We start from the raw sequence: 26,775 nt of genomic DNA, 5'->3' as shown, positions 1-26,775 counted from the left end.
GCTCAGGGCCGCGCTTCGAGCCGATCCAGCCGGCCCTGCAGGGGTCCGACCAGGTGATCCACGCTGCCGAAGGCGCCAAGCCGGCGCAGCGCGTCAAGTTCCGCCCGCGCCGCAGTGGCGTCGCCGGCCTCGATCAGCATGTGCACGTACTTGGCGCGCAAGTCCGGGTTCCGCGGCGCCAGCGTCAGCGCGCGCGCGAACGCGGCGCGCGCACCCGCGAGGTCACGCTGGCGCGCAAGCAGGAGCCCATGGATGGAGTGGAGATTGGCCTCGGCATTGGGATGGGTGAGGATCGCCTCGAGCACGCCGCGCAGTTCGTCGAAGCGTTGCGGACATTCTTGCCGAAGCATGCAGTCGTAGAGCGTAGCGATGGCCGAGACGTCGCTCGCGCGCGGCGGGTGCGCCAGCGCGGTGGTACGCATCGCGGCCCACAGCTCCGGCTCCTCGGGCGCACCGCGTTTGGCCAGCAGCACGACCAGGGCGTGCTCGAACAACAACCCGGAACCCGGCATGCCGCGCTTGCCTCGCAGCAGCTGAATTGCGGTGTCGATCAACTCCGAACGAGGGTCGCCACCGGCTGCACGGATGAGCGTGCGTACATAGCCATACTGCGCATCCACCGAATCCGGTCGCTTCGCCGCCTCGCTGGCGGCCAACCGCAGCGGGTGGCTCCATTCCAGCGCGCGCAGCTGGGTGGTGCCGACGTACAGCAGCAGGAACCCCGCGTACACCACCCATTGCATGCGCAGCTGCAGAAGCCGCGTTTCCAGTCCGATCACTGAAGCGAGCGCCAGCAACAAGCCGATCGACGGGAAATAGTTGCGATGCTCGAACGCGAGCATGAGCGGAATGACCGTGGACGTTAGCGCATGCCCGGCGAAGAACAGCAGCACGCCGAGCGCAAACAGCGGCCGGCTGCGACGCACCCGCACGGCTGCGGCAATCAGGACCAGAATCGTGAGCCAGGATGGCAGGGTGGTGGCCGGCGTCCACAGGTCCCGGGAAACCACGACATCGTCGTGATACAGGGTCAAGCGGCTCAGGTTGGGCAGCAGGGTCCAGTGCACGTAGTCGATCAAAACGCGTCCCTGGGTCAGCAGGCGCTCGACCGTGTCATAGCTGCGGCTGTAGGCGCGCTCGGTGCCGACCCATGTAGCCAGCCAGATCAGGCCGGCGATCAGCGGCACGACCAGCGTCGCGCCGAGGGTGGCCAGCGCCGGGCGGCTCCAGTCGCCGTCCCGCCGGCGCCATTGCAGCAGCACGACCTCGATGCACGCGGCATACAGCGGCAGCAGCACCGCCGATTCCTTGACCAGGACCCCCAGCAGCGTGCACGCGCCGAGCGCCGGGAGCAGGCGCAGGCCACCTGCCGCGCCCCGCCAGTCGCGGGCACGCACGCGGACGTACAGCAGCAACCCGAGCAGGACGAAGGTATTGCACAGCGATTCCAGTCGCTGCCCCACATACAGCACTGCGGTGAGGTTGACCGGCAGCAGCATCCACGCGATCGCGATCAGCACCGCGTGGATCCGGTCGCTCGCTGCGGTTCCCTGCGCACCTGGCTGGACCTCGCGCCGAAGTGCCAGCAAGGCGTCCAGGACCAACGCCACCAGGCAGCCATTCAGCAGGTGGATCAGCAGGTTGGCCAGCTTGTAACCCCAGGGTTCGAGGCCACCGAGGTAGTGGTTGCCGGCAAAGCTCAGCATCCCGAGCCAGCGTCCCTGGTGCGCGGCTGGAAACGAATTGGCGGCTGCGGCCCACTCGGACAGCCTCAGCGATTCAACGTGGACGGCGGGATTGGAGACGATGAAGGCGAAGTCGTCGTAAACCCATCCGCCGTGCAGCCCGGGGAGGTAGACCAGGAAGGCCAGCGTCAGCCCCGCGAGGAACAGCAGCGTCGCGCGGCGCAGGGGGTTGAGCATGGGCAAGGGGGCGATCCGGGGGCCGTGGCGTCCAGTATGCCCGGCCGACTGGGCTGACTGACTCTGCCGAGCATACGGCGACCGGGCAGGCAGCGCGAGCGCCCCTGCGCTGCGCCCCGATTACAGGCGGCAGTTCGAAGGCAGGAATTTCGGATCGATTCCTGTCGCCGCCGCCGCGCCCGCCCCGGCTTCGGTGAAGCCCGAGGGCGCCGCGCGGTTTCCGCACACCCAGGCCACGTCGCCGTTCGAATTGACCGCGGCAGCCACCCCGAGGGTCGAGCCCTGGATCCGGCTGTTGGCGTTGTTGCCGAAGGTCACGACAAGCACGCCGGTATTCAGAATGACCGACTGGACGTAGGTTCCGGAGACCGTACCGGTGATACCGATGGACGCGTTGTTGGTCGGCCAGCTGCCGCGGTCGGAATAGAAGTCGCGCACTGCGATGCGCAGTCCGCCGGAGACGATAGTCCCCTCGCTGACCTGGGAACGTATCGTGTAGTCCTGGTATGCGGGGAGCGCGATCGCCGCCAGGATGGCAATGATGGCCACCACGATCATCAACTCGATCAGGGTGAAACCGCGATCGATCCGGATGCTGTTCATGCCAATCCTCCCAATGCAGCCTGAGAGACCCCGCAGGCCGCGAGACCTTTGCCGAATGAGACTGCAAAAGATGTGCCATGACCGGAGGCGCCCGGGCGCGAGACTTGCGTCACGATTTCTGCCGGGACTGGGGGCTGGCCGGCAGGGCCCGAGGGCCATGGCTGACACGCAAGGGGCGAAGCTGACGCTCTGGGTAAGGGAGAACCCTGACAGGGGGGGCGCCAAACGGGAGGGCATGCCTGACCGTGCGGGACGGACGCCGGCCGAGCCCGGCTGCGCAGCGTCAGCACAGGTCCCACTGCAGGGCGTGATGGCGTAGCTCGGAAACGGAAAAAGCGAACGGCCCGCAATGCGGGCCGTTCGCGCGACGCAGGATGCAGCTTACGCGCGGCAGTTCGCAGCGAGGTACTTGGCCAGCACGGACGTGGCAGTCGCCGGGTTGCCCGCAACGGTGAAGCCGGTTGGCGCAGCGCGATTACCGCAGACCCAGGAGACGTCGCCATTGGCGTTCACGGCGGCGCGGAGGGTCATGGTCGAGGCCGCGATCGCGGTATTGGCGTTGTTGCCGTAGGTGATCAGGAGCGCGACCTGACGCGTTGGCGATGCTGGCCACATAGGTGCCGCTGACGGTGTTGGTGATGCCGACGGAAGCATTGTTGGTCGGCCAGCCGCCACGGTCGGCGCGGAACTCGGCAATGGCGGTCTTCAACGCCGCGGCGTTGATCGGGCCTTCACCGACCTGGGCGCGGATGGTGTAGTCCTGGTAGGCCGGCAGCGCGATGGCGGCCAGGATGGCGATGATCGCGACCACGATCATCAGTTCGATCAGGGTGAAACCTTTCTGGATCTTCGACATGACTTTTTCCTCTCGCGAAGGGATTGCAATGGGACGCTGGTTAGCGGATCGATCAGACTTGGGCGGAGTCGAATCCTTTCACTCCGGGAGCCACGCCATTCAGTCCGCATTGCGACGGATGCAATCCCCGTGCCACTGGCCGTGCTATAGACCAATTCCGTCGCAATTATCAAACGTGCTGTGGGCTGGCCCGATAGCGGGCAAGCCGCAGCGCGGCTATTCGACCACACGCCGGCGGGTTTGATTTGCCGCTCAGGGTCACTTTGTGTCGCGGATCGGCGCGCAGCCGGCTGGAAGCCCTCCAGTTGGAGCCGCGCCGCGCCACGCCCGCCGGTGTACGCTAGCGCTTTCCCTGCGGGCGGTGCGTGCGTGAAGTTGATCATCCAGATCCCCTGCTTCAACGAGGCGGAGACCCTGCCGGTCACGCTCGCCGACTTGCCGCGCAGCGGTCGCCGGATGCGACAGTGTGGAGTGGTTGGTGATCGACGACGGGTCGCACGACGACACCGCGGGCACCGCGCGCGCGCACGGGGTGGACCATGTGGTGATCCACCCGACCAACCGCGGGCTCGCGGCGGCGTTCATGACCGGCCTCGAGCATGCGATCAGCGCCGGCGCGGACATCGTGGTCAACACCGATGCGGACAACCAGTACGACGCGCGCGACATCGAGCGACTGGTGGCGCCGATCATCGACGGCAAGGCGGACCTGGTGGTGGGCGCCCGGCCGATCGAGCAGACCGCGCATTTTTCCTGGCTGAAGAAGCGTCTGCAGCGGCTCGGCAGCCTGGTCGTCCGGATGGCGTCGGGCACCGATGTCGCCGATGCCCCGAGTGGCTTCCGGGCGATGACCCGCGACGTGGCGATGCGACTGAACGTGTTCAACACCTACACCTACACCGTGGAAACCCTGATCCAGGCGGGGCGCAGCAATATCCGGGTGCTGTCGGTGCCGATCCGCACCAACCGCGACCTGCGGCCCTCGCGCCTGGTGCGCGGCGTCGCCGACTACATCAGCAAGTCGCTGGGCACGATCGTGCGGATTTTCGCCACCTATCGCGCATTGACCTTTTTCTGGATGGTGAGCCTGGCCTTCACCGGTATCGGCCTGATCGCCGGTATCCGCTACCTGATCCTGAAGGCAATGGGCTTTGGCGAAGGGCATGTGCAATCGGTCATCCTGGCGGCCGCCTGCGTGACGATCGGCCTGATCACCTTCATCCTGGGCTTCCTCGCCGATCTCATCTCAGTCAACCGGCGTCTGCTGGAGCGCATCGAGTGGCGCCTGCGGCGGCTCGAGCAAGCGCAGCGCGAGGTAGCTGGAAAGGACGCCGCGCGGTGAGCGACGTGCACCAGCCGGCGGGCAATCACTACGACAAGTACCACACGCGCAACCCGATCGCGCGCTGGATGGTCGGCGGCTTCCTCGACGCATTCCTGGCGCTGGCGCTGGCACAGCCGGAACGCAGCGCGATCGAGGTCGGATGCGGCGAGGGCGAGCTGTGCCAACGGCTGCTGCGCGCCGGCTTCGCGGTGCGCGGGTTCGACATCGCCGACGCCGCAGTCGACGAAGCGCACCGGCGGGCGGCTGCGGCGGGCCTGGCGATCAGCTACGCGCGGGCGGATGTCGACGAACTGGCGAAACGCGGCACGCGCGCACCGCTGCTAGTGTGCTGCGAGGTGCTGGAGCACATCCCGGACCCGGAACGCGCCCTCGACCAGCTCATCGGGATGGCCAATCCCTGGCTGCTGGTGAGCGTGCCGCGCGAGCCGCTCTGGCGCATCCTGAACCTCTGCCGCGGGCGTTACCTGCGCGACCTGGGCAACACGCCGGGGCACGTGAACCACTGGTCCGCGGGGGCATTCCTGCGCCTGCTGCGCGCGCGCACCACGGTGGTGGCGACGCGCTATCCGCTGCCATGGACCATGGCGCTGTGCCGGGTCCGCTAGTCCGCTGGCTCAAGCGGGCAGGACTCCTAATGGCGGCTGCCGGCTGCGCCTGGATGGCGCACGGCCTGCTGCTGGAGCATCGCGGCGCGGAGGCGCGCTGGCCCGGCTGGACGGCATTCGGCCTGGCCACGCTGGCGTGCACGCTGGCGGCATGTGCTCTGGCGATCGGCTGGGCGCTGCTCCTGCGCGCTGAATCCCGGCAGCGACACGCTCGCTGCGATGCGCGCCTACGCGCTCAGCCAGCCGGCCAAGTACCTCCCCGGCAACGTCGCACACTTCGGCGCACGCCACTGGCTGGGCCGCAACGCCGGCCTCAGCCATGCGCAACTGCTGTGGGCGACCACGCTGGAGTCGATGATCCTGATCGGATGCGCGCTGATCGGCGCCGGATCGGATGAGTCGGCGCTGCCGGCGCCATGGCTGCAGCATGCGCCGCTGCCCCTGGCCGGTGTGCTGCTGCTGTTGGCGGCGACCGCCCTCGCCTTCCACCAGACCCGGCGGCCAGCGGCGATCATGCACGTCCTGGCGACGATCGGCTGTACTGCGTTGTACTTCGGGCTGACCTGCGCGGCCCTCGCCTGGCTGGCCGGTGACATTCGTCTCGCCTGGCAACTGCTGCCGGCGGCCTGCCTTTCCTGGGTCGCCGGCTACCTCGTGATTGGTGCGCCGGGTGGTGTCGGCGTGCGCGAGAGTGTCCTCACCCAGATGCTGCCGGCAGTCGCCGGGGCGGCCCTGGTCGTCACGGCTGCGGTGACCTTCAGGCTGGCGCTGATCCTTGGTGAAGCGCTGTTGTTTGCGGCAGCGTGGCTCGCGTCGCCCCGCAGCAGCCGGGCTGAAGGCCGGCCATCACCAGGGGGCGATTTCGAGCATGCCGACCGGCTGCGCGGTTTGCGCGTCGATGAGCATCACCATGTCGCGCTTGCGCGCCTGCAGGGGCAACCAGCGAAGCTCTGCGGGGCGCCGACCCGAGCCTTCGATCCAGACGCGCACAGCAGTGCCGTCCGGCGCCGGCCGCGCGAGCAGTTGATCGAGCGTGCGCGCGCTGGCCAGCAGCTTCGCAGTGCTCTCCGCGAAGGGGCGGTAGAAGCGCGGGCGCATTTCGGCCTGCTTGCCGGCGATTTCGTCGAACATGGCCTGATTGCGGGCTTCCACATCCTCCGGCAGGGCGAAGCCGACCAGACGCGGTCCGGTCAGCGAGAGCTCGCGGTATGGGCTGGCCGGGTCGGTCGGAATCTCGGCCGGGTCGATCTGGTTCGCCGCGACAACGACGAAGCGATCCAGCGCACCGACCAGGAACACCGGGCGCGAACCGACGATGACCGACAGCCCATAGGCCAGTGCAGCCAGCTGCAACACCAGGATGGTGGCCAGGTCGAACATGAGGCCGGGTTTGCCGTGGCGGTAGAGGATCAACGTCAGCAAGGGGCCGGCGACGACGTCGACCGACATCAGGACGACGAACAGGTGGTCGGCGCCGGAGGCCTTGTAGTAGAGCCCGGGGTACCACACCAGCAAAATCAACGCGGTCACCGCGATGGCGACCAGGATACTGAACCCAAGGTGGATGCCGGCGGCGCGCCAGCGCGTGATCGGGCGATTTGATCTTCTCGTCAACCCCGGTTCGGTACTCAGGAGCACGGGCGTCTGGCCGGTATCGTCCGCGTTGCCGGAGCGCCGGGCCCGGCGCCGGGCAGTCCGGTCCGCCGCGTCCGCCAGGCAGGCGCCGGACGCGGCCGGCAGGCTGGTTGCGCATTTTGCCCCAAGCGCGCAGCCGGCGACAGCCCGACGGACCGGCAGGGGCACGCGCGGCGATGCAGGGGGCCAGGGCAGCACGCGGCGCGCTGCCCTGGCAGGTCTCTCATCCCGCCGGCTTGACGAACTTCAGGGTCATGCGGTCGGACTCGCCGATCGCCGGATACTTCGCCTGATCCGCTTCCGCCACATCCTTCATGTTCAGGCTGGGCGGCAGGGTCCACACGCCATTCGGATGGTCCTTGGTGTCATTCGGGTTGGCGTTGATTTCGCTCTTGTCGGCGAGCTGGAAGCCGGCCTTGGTGGCCATCTCGATCACCGCGGATTCCGGGAAGTAACCGGTCTTCGCCACCTCCTTGAGTTCGCGGGTCTCGTCGGCCTTGGCGCGGTGCTCGACCACGCCGAGCACGCCGCCCGGCTTCAGTACCTTGAAAAAGCCATCGAACATCGGTTGGGTGGCGTCCTGGCCCACCCAGTTGTGCACATTGCGGAAGGTCACCACCAGGTCCGCGGAGTTGTCGGCGCCGAAGCTGGGTGAGGCCATCGAGATCTCGACAATCTCGGCCTGACCGTAGAGTTCCGGGTGGGCGGCCAGCTTGTCGCGGAAAGCCTGGTTGTTCTTGGTGTAGTAGGCCTTGGCGCCCTCGCTGGCCACGCTGGCGGGATCGATGACTGCGGCAACGTAGCGGCCGTCGTTCATCAGGGTCGGCGCCAGGATCTCGGTGTACCAGCCGCCGCCGGGCGTGATCTCGACCACCGTCTGGCCCGGGCCCAGGCCGAAGAAGCCCAGGGTCTCCTTCGGGTGACGGTAGGCATCGCGCGCCTTGTTTCCGTCACTGCGGTGCGCACCGGCGATCATCTGGTCCAGCTTCGCGGCAAAGGCATCGGAGGGATTGCCGGCGGGTGGCGGTGGCGGCGTGGTGGCTGGTTCCGCGGCGGGCGCCGGCGCCGGCGCGGAGGTGTCCTTCGGCGTCTCGGCGGGTTGGCAGGCGGCCAGCGTGAGGGTCAGCAGCGAGGCGAGCAGCGTTTTGCGCATGGGAATATCCAGTGGCTGAGCGGGGCGCCAGTTCTATCACGCGTGGCGTCGTCTGCGGCTGAAGATCTCCGTCGACGCCTGCGGGCGGAAACTGACGAAAAGCGCTAGACTTGTGCCCCTTTTCCCGGCGACCCTCAGGCCCCAGCCTGCTGTGTCCCGCACACTGCCGAGCGCCGTGGCTTGCCATGCGCAGGGCGAGGATTCGGCGCATTGCTGCAGCTTGGCTTGAAATCGTGGGTGCTGGCCGGACTCCTCGTCGCTGGTCTGGCGGGTACGCCCTTGCCCGCGCCGCCGGTGGACCCGCCTTCCAAGGTCCTGCAGTCCCCACGCACCCAGGTGGTTGTCGGCGCATTCGCCGGTCGCCTGCCTGATGGCCGCTATCGCTTCATCGATGTCAGCTGGCATCCGCGGCCCCGACGAGGTCCCCGCCGAAGTCCTGGTCCGCGGCCCGGACTGGCTCGCCGCCTTGCTCAGCACCGAGCATCGCTACCTGTTCGCCTACACCGCCTATCTGCGCAACCCGCGCTTCCGCAAGGAAGTCCTGGTCGACACCGACGGCCCCCGGCTGATCGACTGGCCGGGGTTGCAGCCGGCGCTGTTCATCGACTCCGAAAGCCTGCGCGACGTCCTGCTGCACCCGCTGGATGGTGACGCGCTGAAATCGCCGACCTTCCTCGATCGTGTCATCGCCGGACTGGCCAGCCGCGATTCCCAGGTGCAGAACTTCCATGCGGCCGAGCTGGCCCTGATCGGCGATCTCGCCCGCAGCGGCGACCCAGCCCTGGTGCGCGCGGTCAAGACGCTGATCGACAATCGCGACGGCCATCCAACCGCGCGCGCCGCACTGTTGCGCGTGGCGTCCGCGAACGTCGCAAGCTACTCGCGGGCGTATCTGGCGGACGCGGTGCAGCGGATCCTTGCCGAGGCGCCGCTCGACGGATACCAGCAGGTACAGCCCGGGCCCGGCGAACTGGTCTCGCTGGCACTGCAACTGGTGCGGGACGACGCGCTGAAGGTGGACATCGACCTGCTGGAGCGGCTGGTCGCATGCGACAGCGCGGCCGTCGTCGAGTCGGCACTGCTGGCCATCCGCAACATCGATCCGGAGCGCGAGCGCGTTGCAGCGCATCAAGCCCTGGAATTGACGCAATTGCCCGCGACCTCGCGGGAGTTCCTGCGCGACCACCTGCGCCGCCTCGCACTGGCGACCGGGCAGTCGACATCACTGGAGTGATCATCGTGAAGAGAGGACGGGGAATGAGGGGCAAGATCAGGTTTGCAGCGCTTGCGCTGCTCGCGGTATCCGGCGCGCACGCCGGCGAGATCCGCATGGAGATCAGTTATTCGGTGCGCAACGACACTTCGCGTCCCTTGCGCGAGATCATCGCCGACATTGGCCCGGTGCAGAGCCGCTCGGCCGAGAGCCTGCCGCTGATCGAGAACCAGTTCCTGAAGGCGCCGCAAGCTGAGCGCCCGGCACTCGCGCCTGGATTCGGTGTCCTGCGCGCACCGAAGTACCAGACCGAAGCCTCGCGCGAAGTGACGCCGCCGACAATCGCCTCGTTCAATGGCCTCGGTGTGGGCAACGGCGCCAACGGCATGCCGCCGGACACCAATGGCGACGTCAGCCCGACACACTACATCCAGTGGATCAACACCAGTTGGGGCATCTTCAACAAGACCACCGGCACCCAGATCGGTCTGACCGTGGCCGGCAACTCCTTCTGGAACGGCTTTGGTGGCGACTGCCAGAACACCAACGCCGGCGATCCCCTGGCGATCTGGGATGACACTGCGGAACGTTGGGTCATGAGCCAGTTCGTCACCCGCGCGCCGTTCAAGCAGTGCGTCGCGGTATCCGCCACCAGCGATCCGCTCGGCGCCTACCACCGCTACGAGTTCACCTCGCCGATTTTCGGCGACTACCCGCACATCGGTGTGTGGACCGACGAGGGCGGCACGCAGAACGCCTACCTGATGGTCACGCATGATTTCAGTGGCAGCCCGCTGACCTTCCAGGGCGCCAGCTTCGTGGCGATGGAGCGCGACAAGATGCTGGCAGGCCAGCCGGCCGGCGTGGTTCGCTTCTCCGGCTTCAACGCCTACGGCACCCAGCCGATCCACCTGGACGGCCAGCTCAAGGCGCCCACGGGTGCGTGCCCGACTTTCGTTCACTTCGATGAGGCCGACTCCAGTTATCTGTTCTGGGACCTGTGCCTGAACTGGACGACACCCGGCAGCAGCACGATCACGAACACGCCACAACGGGTGCTTTCCGGTTCCACCTTCCGCCCGAACTTTGCCCAGGTGCCGCAGGCCGGCACTGCCCAGAGGCTCGACGGCTTCGGCTCGAACATCATGTTCCGCGCTGCCGCGCGCACCTTCCCGGCCGGCGCGCCGTTCACCACCGCTCTGGTGATCAACCACCACGTGCTGGGCCCGGCGGACCAGGGGGCGATCAAGTGGGTGCAGTTCGACCTCCAGCAGGGCGCCGGCACGCCGGCCGCGATGACCAAGTCGATCGTCGATGAAGGCACTTTCGCCCCGGACACCAGCTCGCGCTGGATGGGCAGCGTGGCGATCGACAAGAACGGCAACATCGGTGTCGGTTACACCCGCTCAAGCAGCACGACGAATCCCACGATCATGCTGACCTCGCGCAAGCTCGGCGATGCGCCTGGCGTGCTGCGCGACGAGACCGCCTGCACACCGCCGACCACCGGCTCGCAGACCAGCACCTCCGGGCGCTGGGGCGACTACTCGTCGATGAGCGTGGATCCGAGCGACGACTGCACCTTCTGGCACACCAATGAATGGTATCCCAGCACCTCGTCCGGGTCTTACCAGACCCGCATCTGTTCCTTCGTCCTGGATGGATGCGGCGAGCCCAATTTCTCCGTGGTGTCGGATTCGCCCAAGCGCATCGAACAGTGCGCCATGACCACGACCACCGATCCCAGTTGGAATCTGCGCGCGGGCGCCCTGTTCGGATTCAACGGCAATGTGGTGTTCAGCGCGACTGGCACGCCGGTCGGTTCCACCGCCACGTTCTCGCCGGCCAACGCGACGGCACCGGCTGCCACCGTGTTCACCCTGACCAACGGCGCCGCTCTGCCGTCGGGCGAGTACGAGCTCAGCCTGATCGGTACCAGCGGCGCACTCGTCCGCAGCGTGCCGGTCAGTTTCGGCCTGTCGTCGGCGCCGGCCGCGGCACCGGCGCTGTCGTCGCCGGCCAACGCCGCGAGCAATGTCAGCCAGCGTCCAGCGCTGAGCTGGGACACCTCTCCGGGCGCGCTCGCTTACTTCGTGCAGATCGCGGACGACCCGGCCTTCGCCAATGTGATCGCCAGCGCCACGTTGACCACCACGCAATGGACCCCGAGCGTGACTCTGGACCCGACCCGCACCTACTACTGGCGCGTGCGCACCAGCAACTATTGCGGTGATGGTACGTTCAGCGCGGCGCGCAGCTTCGTGACCGGCACCGCGGGCGTCTGTGGCGCCGGCCAGTCGCGCGTGGTGGTGTTCTCCGATGACGTGGAAACGGGCACCAACGGCTGGACCACCGCGGGCACGGGCGGCACGGCCTGGTCGCGGCAGGCGGCGGTCGCCGGTACGCGCATGTCGACCATGGTCTGGCGCGTGCCGAACAACACCGTGACCAGCGATCGCCAGCTGGTGTCGCCGGTCATCGCGATCCCCGGTGGTGCCACCGACGTGACCCTGTCCTACGACACCCACCACAACTTCGAGATCGACGGTCCCGCCGGTTGCTGGGATGCGGGCTCGCTCGAGGTCAGCACCGATGGCGGTTCCAACTGGACCTATCTCGACGACTCGCGCATGTTCACCGATCCCTACGTTGGCACCATCAGCGACGGCGCGCCGCTGGCCGGTCGTGGCGGCTGGTGTCATCTGACGGTGCAGCCGTTCTCCTTCCTCAGCGGCTTCGAGGACACGGCGCAGTTGCTGCCTGCGCGCAACATCGTCGATCTCTCCGGATTCGCCGGGCAGAACATCCAGCTGCGCTTCCGCGCAACCAGCGACAGCAACACCGCGGCGACCGCCCCGAACGGTTGGTCGATCGACAACATCCGGGTGCAACGCTGCCAGTAAGCGCCTACTCCGGGTGAGTTGAACCAGAGGCGCGGGCCGCAGGGTCCGCGCCTTTTTTGTGTGCGCGGCGTTGTAACCAACTTGCACTCGCCCGGTGCGCTGGCACTATGCTCGTCGCATCCATCGGACAGCGGGCACGGTGCATGCGTCGTTTCGAGTTCGTCGAGGGTAGTTCCAGCAAGTTCTGGGAAGTGGAGGTCGCGGGCGATGCGCTGACCGTGCGTTACGGCCGCATCGGCACCCAGGGCCAGGTGCAGACCAAGGCCTTCGCCAGCGCCGCCAAGGCGCAGGCCGAGCACGACAAGCTGGTACGCGAGAAGACCGGCAAGGGCTATGTCGAGGTCGCCGTGACCGGCGCGGCCACCCTGGCGCCGGTGGCGCCGAAGGCGGCGCCTGCGACGATTGCGGCGCCAGTGGTGACCGCCACGCCGACGGCGGCCCCAGCGCCAGCAGCCTCAGCACCAACTCCAACACCAGCACCAACACCAGCACCAACACCAGCACCAGCACCAACACCAACACCAGCACCAACACCTCCGGCGGCAGAGCCAGAGGCCGAACCCCAACCCCCAGGCCAGTTCCTGTGGACGCCGCACTGGCGCAAGCTGCTGCCGGTCTGGCGCGGAGAGGCGGTGGGTGCGCCGGCACCCCTGGACCTCGCCGCATGTCTGGCCGACCTGCGTGGCCGCATGGAGGCCGCGCGCAAATACGCCCGGCGCAACTGGGATATCTCGTTCAAGCGGCTGTTGGCGTCGTTGGGGATGAACCTCGAACTTCCCAGTTTCGAGTTGCCGCCGTCCTTGTTCACCTCGCCGCCGGATCGTGAGGTCTGGGTGGATATGGTCAAGCAGGCTGCCGTCGCTGGCCAGATCACGCACAGCGACCACGAGACCGTGGAGATCGCGCAGGTGTGGCAGGTGGCGGCTGCCGCGCACGGGCTTTATTTCGCACTGGATTCGCTGCTTGAAGGCCTGCAGGCGGCCCCGCGCAACGCCGTCAACAGCTGGACCCTGGGGCGCGTCGCCGGTGTCGACGAGCTTCGCGCGCGCATCGCCGCGGCGCCGGAATCCGAGTACGCGACGCTGCGCGAGATCGCCCTGGCGCACGCGCAGCGCGGTGAGTTGCCGGCAGTGCTGGCAGCCTGCCTCATGCCCACCGAGCAAGACGCGGTCACAGCGGCACTCGCGCACCTCGGCAAGGCTGCATCCAGCGGTGACATTGCGATGCTCGCCGGCTGCTTGCTGACGCCGGAGCAGGCGCAGGCGCTGGTCGATGCATGCGTGGCCCAGCATTACCTCGTTTTCGATTCGGTGCGCCTGCTGATGCTGAATCTCGCGCGCCAGCGCCAGCATCTGCCGCAGGCGCTGATGCTGACCCTCCGGCTCGCCGCCGGAGCCTACACCTCGACCGACCAGCGGCGCGCCAGCTACGACATCGTGCGCGCCCACGACAGCGTCGAAGCACTGGGTGAGTTGCTCGCGCGGCTGGACGACAAGGACGCACGCCCGGTGGCTGACGCTTTTGCGCGGCTATGGCCGGAGCTGGCCATCCGGCTGGCTGCCGAGCGCCTGGTCGCCAGCGGCCACAAGCCGCTGCGCGAATGGCTGGAACGCTTCGCCAATGCGCATGCGCAGGCGCTCGCCGCGGCCCGCGCGCGCGCCAGCGTGGTCATCCGGCCGCTGCTCGACTCGCTGGCCGCACGGCAGTCGGCGGCGGCGCCGGAAGCGCCGGTCGATTCCCTGCCCGAGTGGTTGCGTGCACCGCCCTGGCGCGACAAGCGGCGCGCCACGGCGGTGCCATTCCCGAAGATCGTCCCGCACGACATCGTCCCCTGCCTGGCCTGGGCAGGACGGCGAGCGCGCGCGCTGGCTGGGCGGGCGCTCGCCGGAGAGCGTGCGCGCGGGGCTCTGGCACCAGCAACTGAAAGGCCAGACCGGCGACAAGCTGGTGCGCGGCACGCTCGGCGTGCTTGGGGTGCGCGATGGCGCGCATGCGAAGGCACTGGCCGGCGAGCGATTGTCGGGCGCGGACCTCACGGCCCAGCGCTGGGCGGAACCGGGGATGTTGATGCTGCTGCCGCCGGTGGCGGCGCGTGCAGTGCTGGAGGCCAAGGACCCGCGCGAATGGAGCGAGTGGGGCGATTCGAAGCTGGACGCGGTGATCGCCTGGCTGGACGCCACTGCCGTCCCGGCGCTGGAAGCCTTCGCCGAACGCAGCGCCGAGCGCGGCCTGCAACTGGCGCTGCCGCTGGCCAGCGCGCGCATCGCCAATGTCGCGGCGAACGCGCTGCGCACTTCGAAGAAGGCCAAGGCGCCGGCCCAGGCCTGGCTGCTGCGCCACGCGCAGCTCGCCGCCGACGCCCTGCTGCCGCAGCTGGGGGACCGCAAGCACGGTGACGACGCCAGCTTTGCGCTGCGCTGGTTGCTGGCCAACGGACGCGAGGCGGCGGTGGTCGCCGCCGCCGAGGGTTATGCCGCCGATGGCCGCGCCGCGCTGCAGCAGTTGCGCGACTTCGACCCGATGAGCCTGGCGCCGCAGAAGATCCCGAAGCTGCCATCCTTCTGGGTGCCTGCCGGCTACACCCGCCCGCTGCTGCGGGATGGCCAGGCTGTGCCGCTGGCCGCCTGCGATGCGATCGGCGAGATGCTCGCCTTCTCGCCCGCGGACCAACGTTACGCGGGCCTGGACCGATTGCGCGATCTGTGCCGGCCGGCCAGCCTGGGCGGCTTCGCCTGGGATCTGTTCCAGTCCTGGCTGGTCGCCGGCGCGCCGAGCAAGGAGGGCTGGGCATTCACCGCGCTGGCCCACCTGGGCGACGACGAGTGCGCGCGCAAGCTCGCGCTGCTGATCCGCGCCTGGCCGGGCGAGGGCGGGCATGCGCGGGCGGTCACCGGCCTCGACATCCTTGCCGCGATCGGCAGCGATGTCGCGCTGATGCATCTCAACGGCATCGCGCAGAAGGTCAAGTTCAAGGGCCTGCAGGAAAAGGCGCGCGCAAAGATCGATTTGCTCGCGGAAGCGCGTGGCCTGTCGGCCGAGGAACTGGCCGATCGCCTGGTGCCGGACCTGGGCCTGGACGAGGCCGGCACGCTGCTGCTGGATTTCGGCCCGCGCCAGTTCACGGTGGGCTTCGACGAGGCGCTGAAGCCCTATGCGCGCGATGCCAGCGGCGCCCCGCTGAAAGATTTGCCGAAGCCGAACAAGTCCGACGACGCGGCGCTGGCCGAGGACGCCAGCGAGCGCTGGAAGGCGCTGAAGAAGGACGCGCGCACGCTCGCCAGCCAGCAGATCCTGCGGCTGGAACTGGCGATGGCGCAGCGCCGCCGCTGGAGCGCCATCGAATTCCGCCAGTTCTTCGTCGAGCACCCGCTGGTGCGCCACCTGGCGCGGCGGCTGCTGTGGGCGGAGTTCGTAGACGGCAGCCCGCAGCGCTGCCTGCGGGTGGCCGAGGACCTGTCCTATGCCGATGCCAACGACGACCTGCTGACGCTCGCCGACGATGCGCAGATCGGCTTGGTGCATCCGCTGGAGCTGGCGTCGGCCGATGCCGCCGCCTTCGGCCAGATCTTCGCCGACTACGAGATCCTGCAGCCCTTCGCGCAACTCGGGCGCGAGGTGTACCGACTCACTCCCGACGAGCAGGGCAGTGTCGAACTGGCGCGGTTCAAGGACAAGCAGGTCGCCACCGGCAGCGTGTTCGGTCTCGAGAACCGTCTTTGGCGACGTGGCGACGCCCAGGACGGCGGCTGGATCGGCTGGTTCACCCGGCGCCTGGGCGCGGACCTGGAGGTGGAACTCGACCTCGACCCTGGCACCGTGGTCGGCGACATCAGCTATGAGCCGAAACAGAAACTCGGCGCGCTGGTGCTGCGCCGCCCCAACACCTGGGGCGATGATGGCCGCCGCCGCTGGGGCGAACTGGACCCGATCCTCGCCAGCGAGGTGCTGCGCGACATCGACCGGCTGGCGGAAGAGCGGTGAGTGGTGAGTGGTCAGTGGTGAGTGGCAAAGGCGGCTGGCGCGCTGGGGCGCTACGCCGTGTCGGATGTTTCCCTTGTGCGGAGTGAGTCCTGCGTGCGTCGATTCGAGTTCGTGGAGGGTGGGTCCAGCAAGTTCTGGGAAGTCGCGCTGGCGGGCGATGCCCTGAGCGTGCGCTATGGCCGCATCGGCACCCAGGGCCAAACCCAGACCAAGACCCACGCCAGCGCCGCCAAGGCGCAGGCGGAATACGACAGGCTGATCCGGGAGAAGACCGGGAAGGGTTATGTCGAGGTCGGCCCCGCCGCCGCCGCCGCCGCGCTGCCAGCCTCGGCCGCGCGCATCGCGCCAGTGGCTCAATCAACGACACCGGCACCAGCTCCAACGACACCAGCACCAGCTCCAACGACACCAGCACCAGCTCCAACGACACCAGCACCAGCTCCAACACCAGCACCAGCACCAGCACCAACACCAACACCAACACCAACACCAACACCCACACCCACACCCACACCCACACCCGAACCCCACCCGCCCGGCCAGTTCCTGTGGACGCCGCACTGGCGCCGGTTGCTGCCGGCCTGGCGCAGTGTGGAGGCGGTGCCGCAGCCGTCGCCGCTGGTGCTGGAAGCCTGCCTGGCCGAGTACCGCGAGGGTCTGGCGAAGGCGCGCGCGCGGTTGGCGAACAGTCCGACCATCTGGCAAATGCTGGGCGCGTCGCGCCTCGATGAGCTGTTCAGACTGCCGGTCGAGTGGCTTGAGGGGGCGCCGGTCCTGGAGGACTGGAGCGCGCTATGCAGCCGGGTGATCCTGTCCTCGCGCCAGTACCATGCCGATGTGCTGACTGCGCGCATGGTCTGGCGCCTGGCCGGCGCGGCGCACGGCCTGCCGTTCGCGCTGGCGGTGATGCTCGATGCGGTGCAGGCCTCGGGACAGATCGCGCTCACACATGACAGCTTGGTCGACTATGGCGGCCTGCCGGAACTGCGTTCGCGCTGCGCCGCCGCAGACGCGGATGCATATGCGCGGATCCTGGCGATTGTCGAAGTGCAGGCGCCACGCAGCGGGTTGCTGGCCTCGCTCTGCGCCTACCTCCTTCCGGATGAGCCGGCGCCGCTCGAACTGGCGCTGGCGCGCTTGGGAGAGAACGCGACCAGCCATGGGGCGCGCCCGCAGTTTCTCACCGGCTGCCGCATGACCCAGGCGCAGCTCGCGGGTTTGCTTCAGGGCTTTGGCCGCATCTGGCTGCGCTACGATTCGGCGCGCGAGCTGCTGCTCAACATGGTGCGGCTGGGCGTGCCGGCATCCCTCACACTGTCGCTGGCGCTCAAGCGTGCGCAGCAGGATCACTACCAGGAGCAGCGGCGCGGCTATTTCGAGCTCGCGCGGGCGCACGACAGCGTCGAGGCACTCGCGGCGCTGGTCGAGCGCTTCGGCGACAAGGATGCGCGGTTGCAGCTCGATCCCTTCGCGCACACCTGGCCGCGTCTGGCGATCCGCCTGGCGGCGGAGCGTGTGCTCGCGGGCGCCGATGCCGGACTGCGCGAATGGCTGGAACGCTTCGCCGCGAGCCAGCGCGCGGCGCTGGCGGCAGCGCAGGCGAGCGCCGCTGAGCCCATCCGGCCGCTGCTCGATGCGGTCGCCGGCAAGCTCGGCAGCGAGCGCACGCAGGCGCCCGAAGCGGACCTGCCCGACTGGCTGCGCAGCCCGCCGTGGCGCGCACGCAAGCGCAGGCCGGCGACCGCGTATCCGGCGCTGGTCGCGCACGAGGTCGCCCCACATTTCGACTGGCAGGAGGGCGAGCGCGCGCGCTGGCAGGGCAGCTTCAGTCCCGCCAGCATGCGCGTCAACGCACGTTTTGCCGAACTGCAGGGTCTGGACGGCGACGCGCTGCTCGCCGCCACGCTGCGCCTGTTCGGCGTGCCGGACGCGTTGCACGCGCAGGCGCTGGCGGGCGAGCGCCTGCCGGCCGGCGCACTCGGGGGCAAGCGCACGCTGGCCTCGCCGGTGTTGATGCTGCTGCCGCCGCTGGCCGCGCGTTCGCTGTTGTGGGCCTGGGGACCGGACCCCTGGTACCACATGGAGACTTCGCAACTGGAGTCGGTGGTGGCCTGGCTCGATGGCCTCGCCGCGCGGGTGGTCGAGGACTTCCCGGCGCAATCGCTGGAGCGCGGTTTGCAACTGGCGCAGCCGCTTGCCAGTGCACGGGTGGCGGCGGCGGCCGCGAATGCATTGCGTACCTCGAAGAAATCGAAGGCGCTGGCGCAGACCTGGCTGCTGCGCCATGCCGCGGTGGCCGCCGATGCGCTGTTGCCGCTGCTGGCGGAGCGCAAGGGCGGCGAAGACGCGGGATTCGCGCTGCGCTGGCTGCTGGCCAACGGGCGCGAGGCGGCCGTCGAGGCAGCCGCCGCGGGCTACGGTGCCGCCGGCCACGCCGCGCTGGCCGCGCTGCGAGCCTTCGACCCGCTGGACCTTGCGCCCGCGCGCCTGCCGAAACTGCCGCCGTTCTGGCTGCCGGCCAGCTACGCGCGCCCGGTCCTGTGCGATGGCCGGCTGCTGCCGCCGGCGGTCCTGGATGCGATCGGCGAAATGCTCGCGTTCACGCCCCTGGAGCCGCGCTACGCCGGCCTGGATGCCCTGCGTGCGCTGTGCACGCCAGAGAGCCTCGGCGCCTTCGCCTGGGACTTGTTCCAGGCCTGGCTGACCGCGGGTGCGCCGGCCAAGGAGGCCTGGGCGTTCTCCGCGCTGGCCCACCTGGGGGACGACGAGTGCGCGCGGCGGTTGGCGAAGCTGATCCGCGGCTGGCCCAGCGAGGGCGCCAGCGGACGCGCGGCCAACGGCCTGGACGTGCTGGCCGCGATGGAGTCGGACCTGGCGCTGATGTTGCTGCACGGCATCGCGCAGCGGGTCAAGAGCAAGCCGCTGCAGGAAAAGGCGCGGGCGAAGCTGGAACAGTTGGCGCTCGTGCGTGGGCTGTCGCCGGAGGAACTGGCCGATCGCCTGGTGCCGGACCTGGGTCTGGACGAAAGCGGCACGCTGCGGCTGGATTTTGGCCCGCGCCAGTTCAATGTCGGCTTCGACGAGCATCTCAAGCCGCAGGTGCGCGATGTCAGCGGCGCCGTGCTCAAGGACCTGCCGGCGCCGCTGAAGTCGGATGACACCGCGCTCGCCGAGGCCGCGGTGGCGCGCTTCAAGGCGCTGAAGAAGGACGCGCGGACGCTCGCCAGCCAGCAGCTCGCACGGCTGGAGGATGCGATGGTGCGCCGCCGCCGCTGGAATGCCGTGGAGTTCCGCCAGTTCTTCGTGGAACACCCGCTGCTGCGCCACCTGGTGCGCCGCCTGCTGTGGGTGCGCTGCGAGGACGGCATTCCCGCGCAGTGTTTCCGGGTCGCCGAGGACCTGAGCTACGCGGACGCAAACGACGACCTGCTGGTGCTCGCTGATGAGGCGCAGATCGCTCTGGTGCACCCGCTGGAACTGGCCCCTGCCGATGCCGCCGCCTTCGGCCAGATCTTCGCCGATTACGAGATCCTGCAGCCCTTCGCACAGCTCGGACGCGAGACCTGGCGCCTGGACGCCGAGGAGCAGCAGTCCTTCGAACTGGCACGCTTCGCCGGCCGCAAGGTGGTCACCGCCAGCCTGTTCGGCCTTGATGCGCGCGGCTGGCAGCGCGAGGACAGCGGCGACGGCGGCTGGGTCAACACCTACCTGCGCCCGCTCGGGCCGGAGTTCGAAGCCTGCCTGGTGGTCAACCCGGGCCACATCATCGGCGATCCGAAGACCGAGCCCGTCCAGACCATCGAATCGCTGTCCCTGCGCCGCCCCGGCAGCTGGGACGACAGCGCGCGCCGCCGCTGGGGCGAGTTGCATCCCGTGCTGGCCAGTGAGGTGCTGCGCGATATCCAGCGGCTGGCCGAGAAGCGGTGAGTGGTGAGTAGTAAGTGGCAAAGGCGGCGAGCCGTAGTCCGGCCCACCTGCGCCTGACCTTTTCCTCAACGAGAGCCTTGCATGCGTCGATTCGAATGCGTGGATGGAACATCCAGCAAGTTTTGGGAAGTCGCGGTCGAAGGCAGCGTGCTGCGCGTGCGCTATGGGCGCATCGGCACCCAGGGGCAGGCCAAGGACAAGGCCTGCGCCAGCGCTGCCGCGGCACAGGCCGAAGCGGACAAGCTGATCCGCGAGAAGACCGGCAAGGGCTATGCGGAGGTGGGCACGGCTGCGGCCGCGGCACCTGCTTCTGTTCCAACACCAACACCAGCACCTGTTCCAACACCAGCACCAACACGCACACCAACACCAGCACTAGCACCAGCACCAACACCAACACCAACACCAACACCAACACCAACACCAACACCAACACCAACACCAACACCAACACCAACCCCTGACGCCGGCCCCGAGCCTCAGCCCCCCGGCAAATTCCTGTGGACGCCAGCCTGGCGCAAGGCGCTGCCGCCATGGCGCGGCGAAGACTTCGTCGCCCCGCCGCCGCTGCAGCGCGAGACGGTTATCGCCGACTTCACCCGACGCGTCGCTGCCAGCCAGGCCAGCAAATCCGCGCAGTTTTCGCTGCAGCAGTACAGCAAACACGCCGGCGTGGCGCTGGATGCCACCACCTTCGACCCGGCCCGGCTGGCGCAGTGCAGCGACCTGGCGCACTGGACCGCGCTGCTGCGCCTGCTGATCGAGTTCAGCTCCAGCCACGTCGAGCGCAGCGCGATGACCGATGCGCAAGCGCTTTGGCAGTTGTGCGCGGTGCTGCACGGCTGGCCGTTCACGCTCGCGGCCTTGCGCGCCGCGCTCGCCGGGCGCGCGTGGATAGCGGCCGACGACCTGCCGCGCTGGGGGCTCGACGAACTGCGCGTGCGCATCGCCACGCTCGATGACGCGAGCTACGCGACGCTGCGCGAGGAAGCGGTCGCGGCGGCTGCGGGTGGTGTGGTCGGTGGCCTCATGGCCTGGCTGTTCCCGACCGAGGCAGAGCTGGTCACGCCAGCGGTCGAGGCCCTGCCGGCAACCACCGCCGGCAGCGAGGCCAGTCTGCTGATGGCCTGTCACCTCGACGAGGCGCAGGCGCGGCGCGTGTACACCAGCACGGCCGGATATGACCACCGTTGGACCACCTGGCGTGTGTTGCACCTGAACCTGGCGCGGCTGCGCCATCCGCAGGCGGCCGAGATTGCGCTGGATGGCTATGGCCGCCAAGGCGCGCAGGACTGGAGGCGCGCGGCGCTCGAGGTGGTGCGCGCACACGACAGCCTCGCCGCTCTCGCCGCCTTGCTCGGGCGCAGCGACGATCCGCTGGTGCGCGCGCAGCTGGATCCCTTCGCCCACGCCTGGCCGCAGGCCGCGATCCGGCTCGCCGCCGAGCGCCTGGTCACCCACGAGGACAAGCCGCTGCGCGACTGGCTGCAGCGCTTCGTGCTGGCACAGCGCGCGGCGCTGGCCGCGGCCTGCGCGCAGGCGGACGCGGCCATTCGACCGCTGCTCGAACGCCTGCAACAGAGCCTGCCGGCGGAGCGCCCGCAGGTCCCCCTCGCGGAGCTGCCGGAGTGGCTGCGCGCGCCCGCCTGGCGCGGCCGCAAGGGCGCGGCGAGCGCCGACGGTGCACCGGCCAAGGCACCGAAGCTGCCGGATCTCTTCCAGGCCAGCGCGCTGCCGCCACCGCTGCTGGCCGACGGCCGCGCGCTGCCGGCGCAGGCGCTCGAGGTGATCGCCGAGATGCTTGCCTTCTCGCCGCTGGAACCGCGCTACCCCGGCCTCGACCGCGTGCGCGCGCTGTGCACGCCGGCGAGCCTCGGCGCCTTCGCCTGGGCGCTGTTCGAGGCCTGGGACAGCGCCGGCGCGCCGTCGAAGGAAAAGTGGGCCTTCGGCGCCCTCGCGCACCTCGGCGACGACGAGTGCGCGCGGCGGCTGGCGAAGCTGATTCGCGTCTGGCCGAGCGAGGGCGCCAGCGCGCGCGCGGCGTCCGGCCTCGACGTGCTCGCCGCGCTCGGCTCGGACATCGCGCTGATGCAGCTGCATGGCATCGCCCAGAAGGTCAAGAGCAAGCCGCTGCAGGCCAAGGCGCAAGCGAAGCTGGAACAGCTGGCGCAGGTGCGCGGCCTGTCCAGTGCGCAATTGGCCGACCGGCTGGTGCCGGATCTTGGCCTCGACGAGCACGGCACACTGCTGCTGGACTTCGGTCCGCGCCAGTTCAAGGTCGGCTTCGACGAGCATCTGCAGCCGCAGCTGCGCGATGCCACGGGCGCCCTGCTCAAGGACCTGCCGACGCCAGCGAAATCCGACGATGCCGCGCTCGCCGCGGACGCGGTGGCGCGCTGGAAGGCACTGAAGAAGGACGCGCGCACGCTTGCCGGCCAGCAACTGCGGCGGCTCGAGGAGGCGATGGTGCTGCGCCGCCGCTGGCGCGCGGGCGAGTTCCGCGCCTGCTTCGTCGAGCATCCGCTGCTGCGTCACCTCGCGCGCCGGCTGCTGTGGGCGGAGTACGCCGATGGCGCGGCGGTGCGCGGCTTCCGCGTCGCCGAGGACCTGAGCCTGGCCGACGCACGCGACGCGCTGCTGACGCTTCCCGACAACGCCGTGGTCGGCCTCGCCCATCCGCTGGAACTTGCGGCCGACGAGCTCGCCGCCTTCGCCCGGATCTTCGCCGACTACGAGATCGCACAGCCCTTCGTGCAGCTCGGTCGCGAGGTGTACACCCTGGCGGAAGCCGAACGTGCGGCGACCGCGATCGACCGTTTCGCCGGCCGCAAGGTCGCGATCGGCAGCCTGCTCGGCCTCGAGTCGCGCGGCTGGGCGAAGGACGAGCTGACCATCGAGAGCGGCCGCCACACGCAGGCGGTGCGCGCGCTCGGCGATGGCGTCCGCGTGCGCCTGCCCTTCGCGCCCGGCGCCTGGCTCGGCGATGCGAAATCGGAGCCGGTGCAGACGCTGGAGACGCTGGAACTCGAAGGCCCGGCGAACTGGGGTGCGCTCGATCCGGTGCTGGCCAGCGAGTTGCTGCGCGAGGTCGACCGGCTGGCGGTGCTGGCATGATCGCAGCGGGCGAGCCGCAGCCGCCGGGCCACTTCCTGTGGACACCGGCCTGGAAACGCGCGCTGCCGGTGTGGCGCGGCGAGCCGCTGACGGCGCCGGTCGCACTCGATGCGCAGCAGTGCCTCGCGCAGTTCGAAGCGGCGCAGACCGTCCTGCAGCGCAGCGACCTGGAATCGGAGATCGCGTATCGCCACGCAGCGATCCCGCGCTATCGCGAAATCGGCGCGACCCGCGTCAGCCTGATCGATGCGGCGGCGCTGGCGCGCGAGGCCGACGAGAGCGCCTGGCAGGGCGCGCTGCGCGCGCTGCTGGTGGCGATCGAGCTCTACGGGCGCAAGGAAGCTCCGCGGCCGCATACGCTGTGGCAACTGGCGGCGGCCGCTCATGGGGTCGTCTTCGCGACCCGCCAGGTGCTCGCCGCGGTCGCCGCACTGGCACCGGCAGACCTGCCACTGCACTGCTATCCCGCCTGCGGCTTCGACGAGCTGCGCGAGCGCATCGCCGCATTGCCTGAGGCGGAATACCAGGCGCTGCTCGCGGAAGTGGCGGCTGCCGGGCTGCGCGGGCACGCGGCCACCCTCGCCGCGCACTTGTTGCCGGGCGAGGCGGCGCTGGTGCGCGCCGCGCTCGACGGCTCCGACGCCGACATCACACGCGCCGCCCTGCTGGCCGGTTGCCGCCTGGATGGGCCGCAGGCGCGCAAGGTGCACGCCCGCCTCGGATTCCTGACCTCTGCGGGCCACTGGCGGATCGCGCTGCTGAACGCGGTGCGCTGCGAACTGGCGGACGCGCTCGACTTTGCGATCGCGGCGCTGCCGCAGCAGCAGGATGCGGCGGGCCGGCGCGCGATCCTCGACCTGATCCGCGCGCACGATTCCCCGGCCGCGCTGCGCTGGCTGCTGACCCGCCTGGAAGATCGCGAGGTGCGACCGCACGCCGAGGAGATCGCGCAGGCCTGGCCGGAGTTTGCCTTGCGCGAGGTCGCGCAGGCGCAGTTGGCGCAGCCGCGGCCGGCGCTGCGCGACTGGCTGGCGTGGCTGGCACGTGCGCAGCCCGCCGCGCTCGTCGCCTGCCAGGGGCGCAGCGAAGGCGCGCTGCGCGAACTGTTCGAGCAGCTGGCGGACAGCGGATCCGCCCAGCCCGAAGCAGCGCTCGCGGACTTGCCGGACTGGTTGCGCGCGCCGCCGTGGCGCGTGCGCGGCCGCCGCGCGCTGGCCTGGCCGGCGCTGCCGGTCTACGCACCGCCGCCGACGCTCGCCTGGCGCGCCGGCGAGCGCGAGCGCTGGCTCGACGGGCAGACACCGCAGCGCGTGCGCGAGCGCTTCGCCGGGCACGCCTGGTTGCAGGGCAGGCCGCTGGAGCCGGCGCTGCTCACCCATCTCGGCGTCGCCGCCGCGGCGCAGGCGCGCGCGCTCGCCGGCGCGGCACTGCAGGCCGAGGACGTCGACGGCAGCCACGACGCGCTGGCGGCCGCGCTGCTGGTGCTGCCGCCCGCCACAGCAGTGGCGCTGTTGGCGCTGCGCGATCCGCGCCGCTGGACCACATGGTCGCCGCCCGGACTCGAAGGCGTGGTCGCCTGGCTCGACGAGGCCGCGATTCCGGTCCTTGATGCGCTGCCGGATCGCCACGCCGAGATCGGCCTGCGCCTGGCGCAAGCGCTGGCGAGCGCGCGCGTGGCCACCTGCGCGGCGCGCGCGCTGCGCGGCAAGGCGCGCGGCGCACGCCTGCAGGCGCAGGCCTGGTTGCAACGGCACGCCACGCTGGCTGCGGCGACGCTGTTGCCGCAGCTCGCCGATCGCAAGGCCGGCGCTGATGCGCTGCCGGCGCTGCGCTGGCTGCTGGAGCAGGACCCGGCGGCGCTGGAACAGGCGGCGGCGCTGCACGGTACGGCCGGGGCGGCCGCGCTGGCGCAGCTGCGCGCCTTCGACCCGATGCAACTTGCGCCCCTGCGGATTCCGCAGATGCCAGCCTTCTGGACGCCGGTCGCATGGCCGCGCCCGCAGCTGCTCGACGGCCGCGCGCTGCCGCCCGAGGCGCTCGATGCGATCGGCGAGATGCTCGCGATCTCTACCCTGGAGCAGCGCTACGCCGGCCTCGACCGCCTGCGCGCACTGTGCCGTCCGGCCAGCCTCGGCGCTTTCGCCTGGGCCTTGTTCGAGGCCTGGCACGCCGGCGCCGCGCCCGGCAAGGACACTTGGGCCTTCCACGCGCTCGCGCACCTCGGCGACGACGACTGCGCCACACGCCTTGCGCGGCGGCTGCGCGAATGGTCGCGTGCGGGCGAACTGGCGCGCGCGCTGGCGGGCCTCGAAGTGCTCGCCGCGATCGCCAGCGATGTCGCGCTGATGCACCTGAACGGCCTCGCCCAGCAGCGCAAGGTGGGCGGGCTGCAGCGCCGCGCCGAGGCGAAGATCGCGGCAATCGCCCAGGCGCGCGAACTCAGCCGCGAGCAACTCGACGACCGCCTGGTGCCCGACCTCGGCCTCGACGCCGACGGCTCGCTGCGCCTGGACTTCGGGCCGCGCCAGTTCACGGTCGGCTTCGACGAGGCCTTGGCGCCCTACGTCCGCGACGGCGACGGCAAGCGCCTGCGCGAGCTGCCGAAACCAAGTCGCGGCGACGATGCCGCCCTCGCCTCGCTGGCGAGCGCGCAGTGGAAGAGCCTCAAGGCCAGTGCGCGCGCGCTCGCCAGCCTGCAGATCGCGCGGCTGGAACAGGCCATGTGCACGCGAAGGCGCTGGAACGCCGGCGAGTGGCAGACCCTGATCGTGCGCCATCCGTTGCTGCGCCACCTCGCGCGCCGGCTGCTGTGGGCGGTGTACGTGGACGATCGTCCGCAGCGCTGCCTGCGCGTCGCCGAGGACGGCAGCTTCGCGGATGCCAGCGATAGCCTGCTGACGCTCGCGGACGGCGACGAGATCGGCCTGGCGCATCCTTGCGAACTGGACCCGGCCGCTGCCATGGCCTTTGGACAGTTCGCCGACTACGAGATCCTGCAGCCGTTCCCGCAGCTCGGCCGCGAGGTCTGGCGACTGGATCCGGCGGAAGCCGCGGGCGACACACTGCAGCGTTTCAGCGGACGCCGGGTCGCCAGCGGCAGCCTGCTCGGCCTGGAATCGCGCGGCTGGCGCCGGGACGGCGAGTACCAGCACTTCGCCGCGCTGCGCCGGGCGCTAGGAGAGCACGCAGCGGAGTTGTCGTTCGGGCCGGGCTGCGACCCGCGCGAACCGCTGGCCGAGCCGGTGCAGACCCTCGGCAAGCTGCAACTGCGCCGCGCGCGCGTCTTCGGCGATGATGCAGGCACGCCCTGGCACAGCCTGCACCCGGTGCAGGTCAGCGAAGTGCTGCGCGACGTGGAACGACTGACGGAGGTGGCGTGATGGCGGGAATGGCGAAGCTGACCGGAGGCCACGAAGGCCTTCTGCGAGGGCACGAGGGCACGAAGGCACGAGGGCACGGAGAAGCCGGAGCGCCGCGGCTCGTGGCTCTTGCGTGCCCTCGTGCCCTCGTGCCCTCGT

The 26,775-nt window shown here is 69.8% G+C and carries 13 protein-coding genes and 1 pseudogene; 8 read left to right on the top strand and 6 right to left on the bottom strand.

Annotated features, from left to right (window positions below):
• Positions 1–2: 2 nt before the first annotated feature.
• The 3 genes from IPK27_13510 to IPK27_13500 form a co-directional block, all read right to left on the bottom strand.
• Complete coding sequence (locus IPK27_13510) at positions 3–1,922, bottom strand: tetratricopeptide repeat protein (GenBank protein MBK8068598.1); 1,920 nt, start codon at positions 1,920–1,922, stop codon at positions 3–5.
• A gap of 120 nt (positions 1,923–2,042) precedes the next feature.
• Entirely contained in the window at positions 2,043–2,516 is a 474-nt protein-coding gene (locus IPK27_13505) for a pilin (protein ID MBK8068597.1), read from the bottom strand.
• A gap of 484 nt (positions 2,517–3,000) precedes the next feature.
• The gene (locus IPK27_13500; GenBank protein ID MBK8068596.1) at positions 3,001–3,381 is read right to left on the bottom strand and encodes a prepilin-type N-terminal cleavage/methylation domain-containing protein; all 381 of its coding nucleotides are present in this window, start codon (positions 3,379–3,381) and stop codon (positions 3,001–3,003) included.
• Positions 3,382–3,750: 369 nt separating this feature from the next.
• Here IPK27_13500 and IPK27_13495 point away from each other — a divergent pair.
• Both IPK27_13495 and IPK27_13490 read left to right on the top strand, forming a co-directional pair.
• Positions 3,751–4,723: pseudogene (locus tag IPK27_13495) on the top strand (glycosyltransferase family 2 protein).
• Between the two features lie 68 nt (positions 4,724–4,791).
• Positions 4,792–5,331: a methyltransferase domain-containing protein gene (locus IPK27_13490; GenBank protein MBK8068595.1), complete on the top strand. Its 540-nt coding sequence runs from the start codon at positions 4,792–4,794 to the stop codon at positions 5,329–5,331.
• Between the two features lie 227 nt (positions 5,332–5,558).
• Here IPK27_13490 and IPK27_13485 read toward each other — a convergent pair whose 3' ends face one another.
• The 3 genes from IPK27_13485 to IPK27_13475 all read right to left on the bottom strand — a co-directional run bounded on the left by IPK27_13485 (position 5,559) and on the right by IPK27_13475 (position 8,119).
• Positions 5,559–5,927, bottom strand: coding sequence for a hypothetical protein (locus IPK27_13485; GenBank protein MBK8068594.1), 369 nt, complete (start codon positions 5,925–5,927; stop codon positions 5,559–5,561).
• Between the two features lie 250 nt (positions 5,928–6,177).
• Positions 6,178–7,134 (bottom strand): hypothetical protein, encoded by a 957-nt coding sequence (locus IPK27_13480; protein ID MBK8068593.1) that lies wholly within the window; start codon positions 7,132–7,134, stop codon positions 6,178–6,180.
• 55 nt (positions 7,135–7,189) lie between these two features.
• Positions 7,190–8,119 (bottom strand): class I SAM-dependent methyltransferase, encoded by a 930-nt coding sequence (locus IPK27_13475; protein MBK8068592.1) that lies wholly within the window; start codon positions 8,117–8,119, stop codon positions 7,190–7,192.
• 391 nt (positions 8,120–8,510) lie between these two features.
• Between IPK27_13475 and IPK27_13470 the strand changes: the two genes are divergently transcribed.
• The 6 genes from IPK27_13470 to IPK27_13445 all read left to right on the top strand — a co-directional run bounded on the left by IPK27_13470 (position 8,511) and on the right by IPK27_13445 (position 26,637).
• Entirely contained in the window at positions 8,511–9,353 is an 843-nt protein-coding gene (locus tag IPK27_13470) for a hypothetical protein (protein ID MBK8068591.1), read from the top strand.
• A 23-nt stretch (positions 9,354–9,376) separates the two neighbouring features.
• On the top strand, positions 9,377–12,235 hold the full coding sequence (locus IPK27_13465) for a hypothetical protein (GenBank protein MBK8068590.1): 2,859 nt from the start codon (positions 9,377–9,379) through the stop codon (positions 12,233–12,235).
• Between the two features lie 143 nt (positions 12,236–12,378).
• Positions 12,379–14,631, top strand: a complete 2,253-nt coding sequence (locus IPK27_13460) for a WGR domain-containing protein (protein ID MBK8068589.1) — start codon at positions 12,379–12,381, stop codon at positions 14,629–14,631.
• 1,678 nt (positions 14,632–16,309) lie between these two features.
• Positions 16,310–20,143: a DUF4132 domain-containing protein gene (locus tag IPK27_13455; protein MBK8068588.1), complete on the top strand. Its 3,834-nt coding sequence runs from the start codon at positions 16,310–16,312 to the stop codon at positions 20,141–20,143.
• Between the two features lie 81 nt (positions 20,144–20,224).
• Entirely contained in the window at positions 20,225–23,257 is a 3,033-nt protein-coding gene (locus IPK27_13450) for a DUF4132 domain-containing protein (protein ID MBK8068587.1), read from the top strand.
• Complete coding sequence (locus IPK27_13445; GenBank protein MBK8068586.1) at positions 23,254–26,637, top strand: DUF4132 domain-containing protein; 3,384 nt, start codon at positions 23,254–23,256, stop codon at positions 26,635–26,637. Before IPK27_13450 ends, IPK27_13445 begins: the two co-directional genes overlap by 4 nt.
• The last annotated feature ends 138 nt before the right edge of the window (positions 26,638–26,775 follow it).

The sequence above is a fragment of the Rhodanobacteraceae bacterium genome (assembly GCA_016713135.1).
In the GTDB taxonomy this organism is placed as follows: Bacteria; Pseudomonadota; Gammaproteobacteria; order Xanthomonadales; family SZUA-5; genus JADKFD01.
This window is presented reverse-complemented; position numbering and strand designations above follow the sequence as displayed.

Bases quoted from the DNA above. Each gene is read 5' to 3' on its own strand.
- IPK27_13510 (MBK8068598.1), bottom strand. From the start codon at position 1,922: ATGCTCAACCCCCTGCGCCGCGCGACGCTGCTGTTCCTCGCGGGGCTG.
- IPK27_13500 (MBK8068596.1), bottom strand. From the start codon at position 3,381: ATGTCGAAGATCCAGAAAGGTTTCACCCTGATCGAACTGATGATCGTG.
- IPK27_13490 (MBK8068595.1), top strand. From the start codon at position 4,792: ATGGTCGGCGGCTTCCTCGACGCATTCCTGGCGCTGGCGCTGGCACAG.
- IPK27_13485 (MBK8068594.1), bottom strand. From the start codon at position 5,927: ATGTCACCGGCCAGCCAGGCGAGGGCCGCGCAGGTCAGCCCGAAGTAC.
- IPK27_13475 (MBK8068592.1), bottom strand. From the start codon at position 8,119: ATGCGCAAAACGCTGCTCGCCTCGCTGCTGACCCTCACGCTGGCCGCC.
- IPK27_13470 (MBK8068591.1), top strand. From the start codon at position 8,511: ATGTCAGCTGGCATCCGCGGCCCCGACGAGGTCCCCGCCGAAGTCCTG.
- IPK27_13465 (MBK8068590.1), top strand. From the start codon at position 9,377: ATGAGGGGCAAGATCAGGTTTGCAGCGCTTGCGCTGCTCGCGGTATCC.
- IPK27_13460 (MBK8068589.1), top strand. From the start codon at position 12,379: ATGCGTCGTTTCGAGTTCGTCGAGGGTAGTTCCAGCAAGTTCTGGGAA.
- IPK27_13450 (MBK8068587.1), top strand. From the start codon at position 20,225: ATGCGTCGATTCGAATGCGTGGATGGAACATCCAGCAAGTTTTGGGAA.
- IPK27_13445 (MBK8068586.1), top strand. From the start codon at position 23,254: ATGATCGCAGCGGGCGAGCCGCAGCCGCCGGGCCACTTCCTGTGGACA.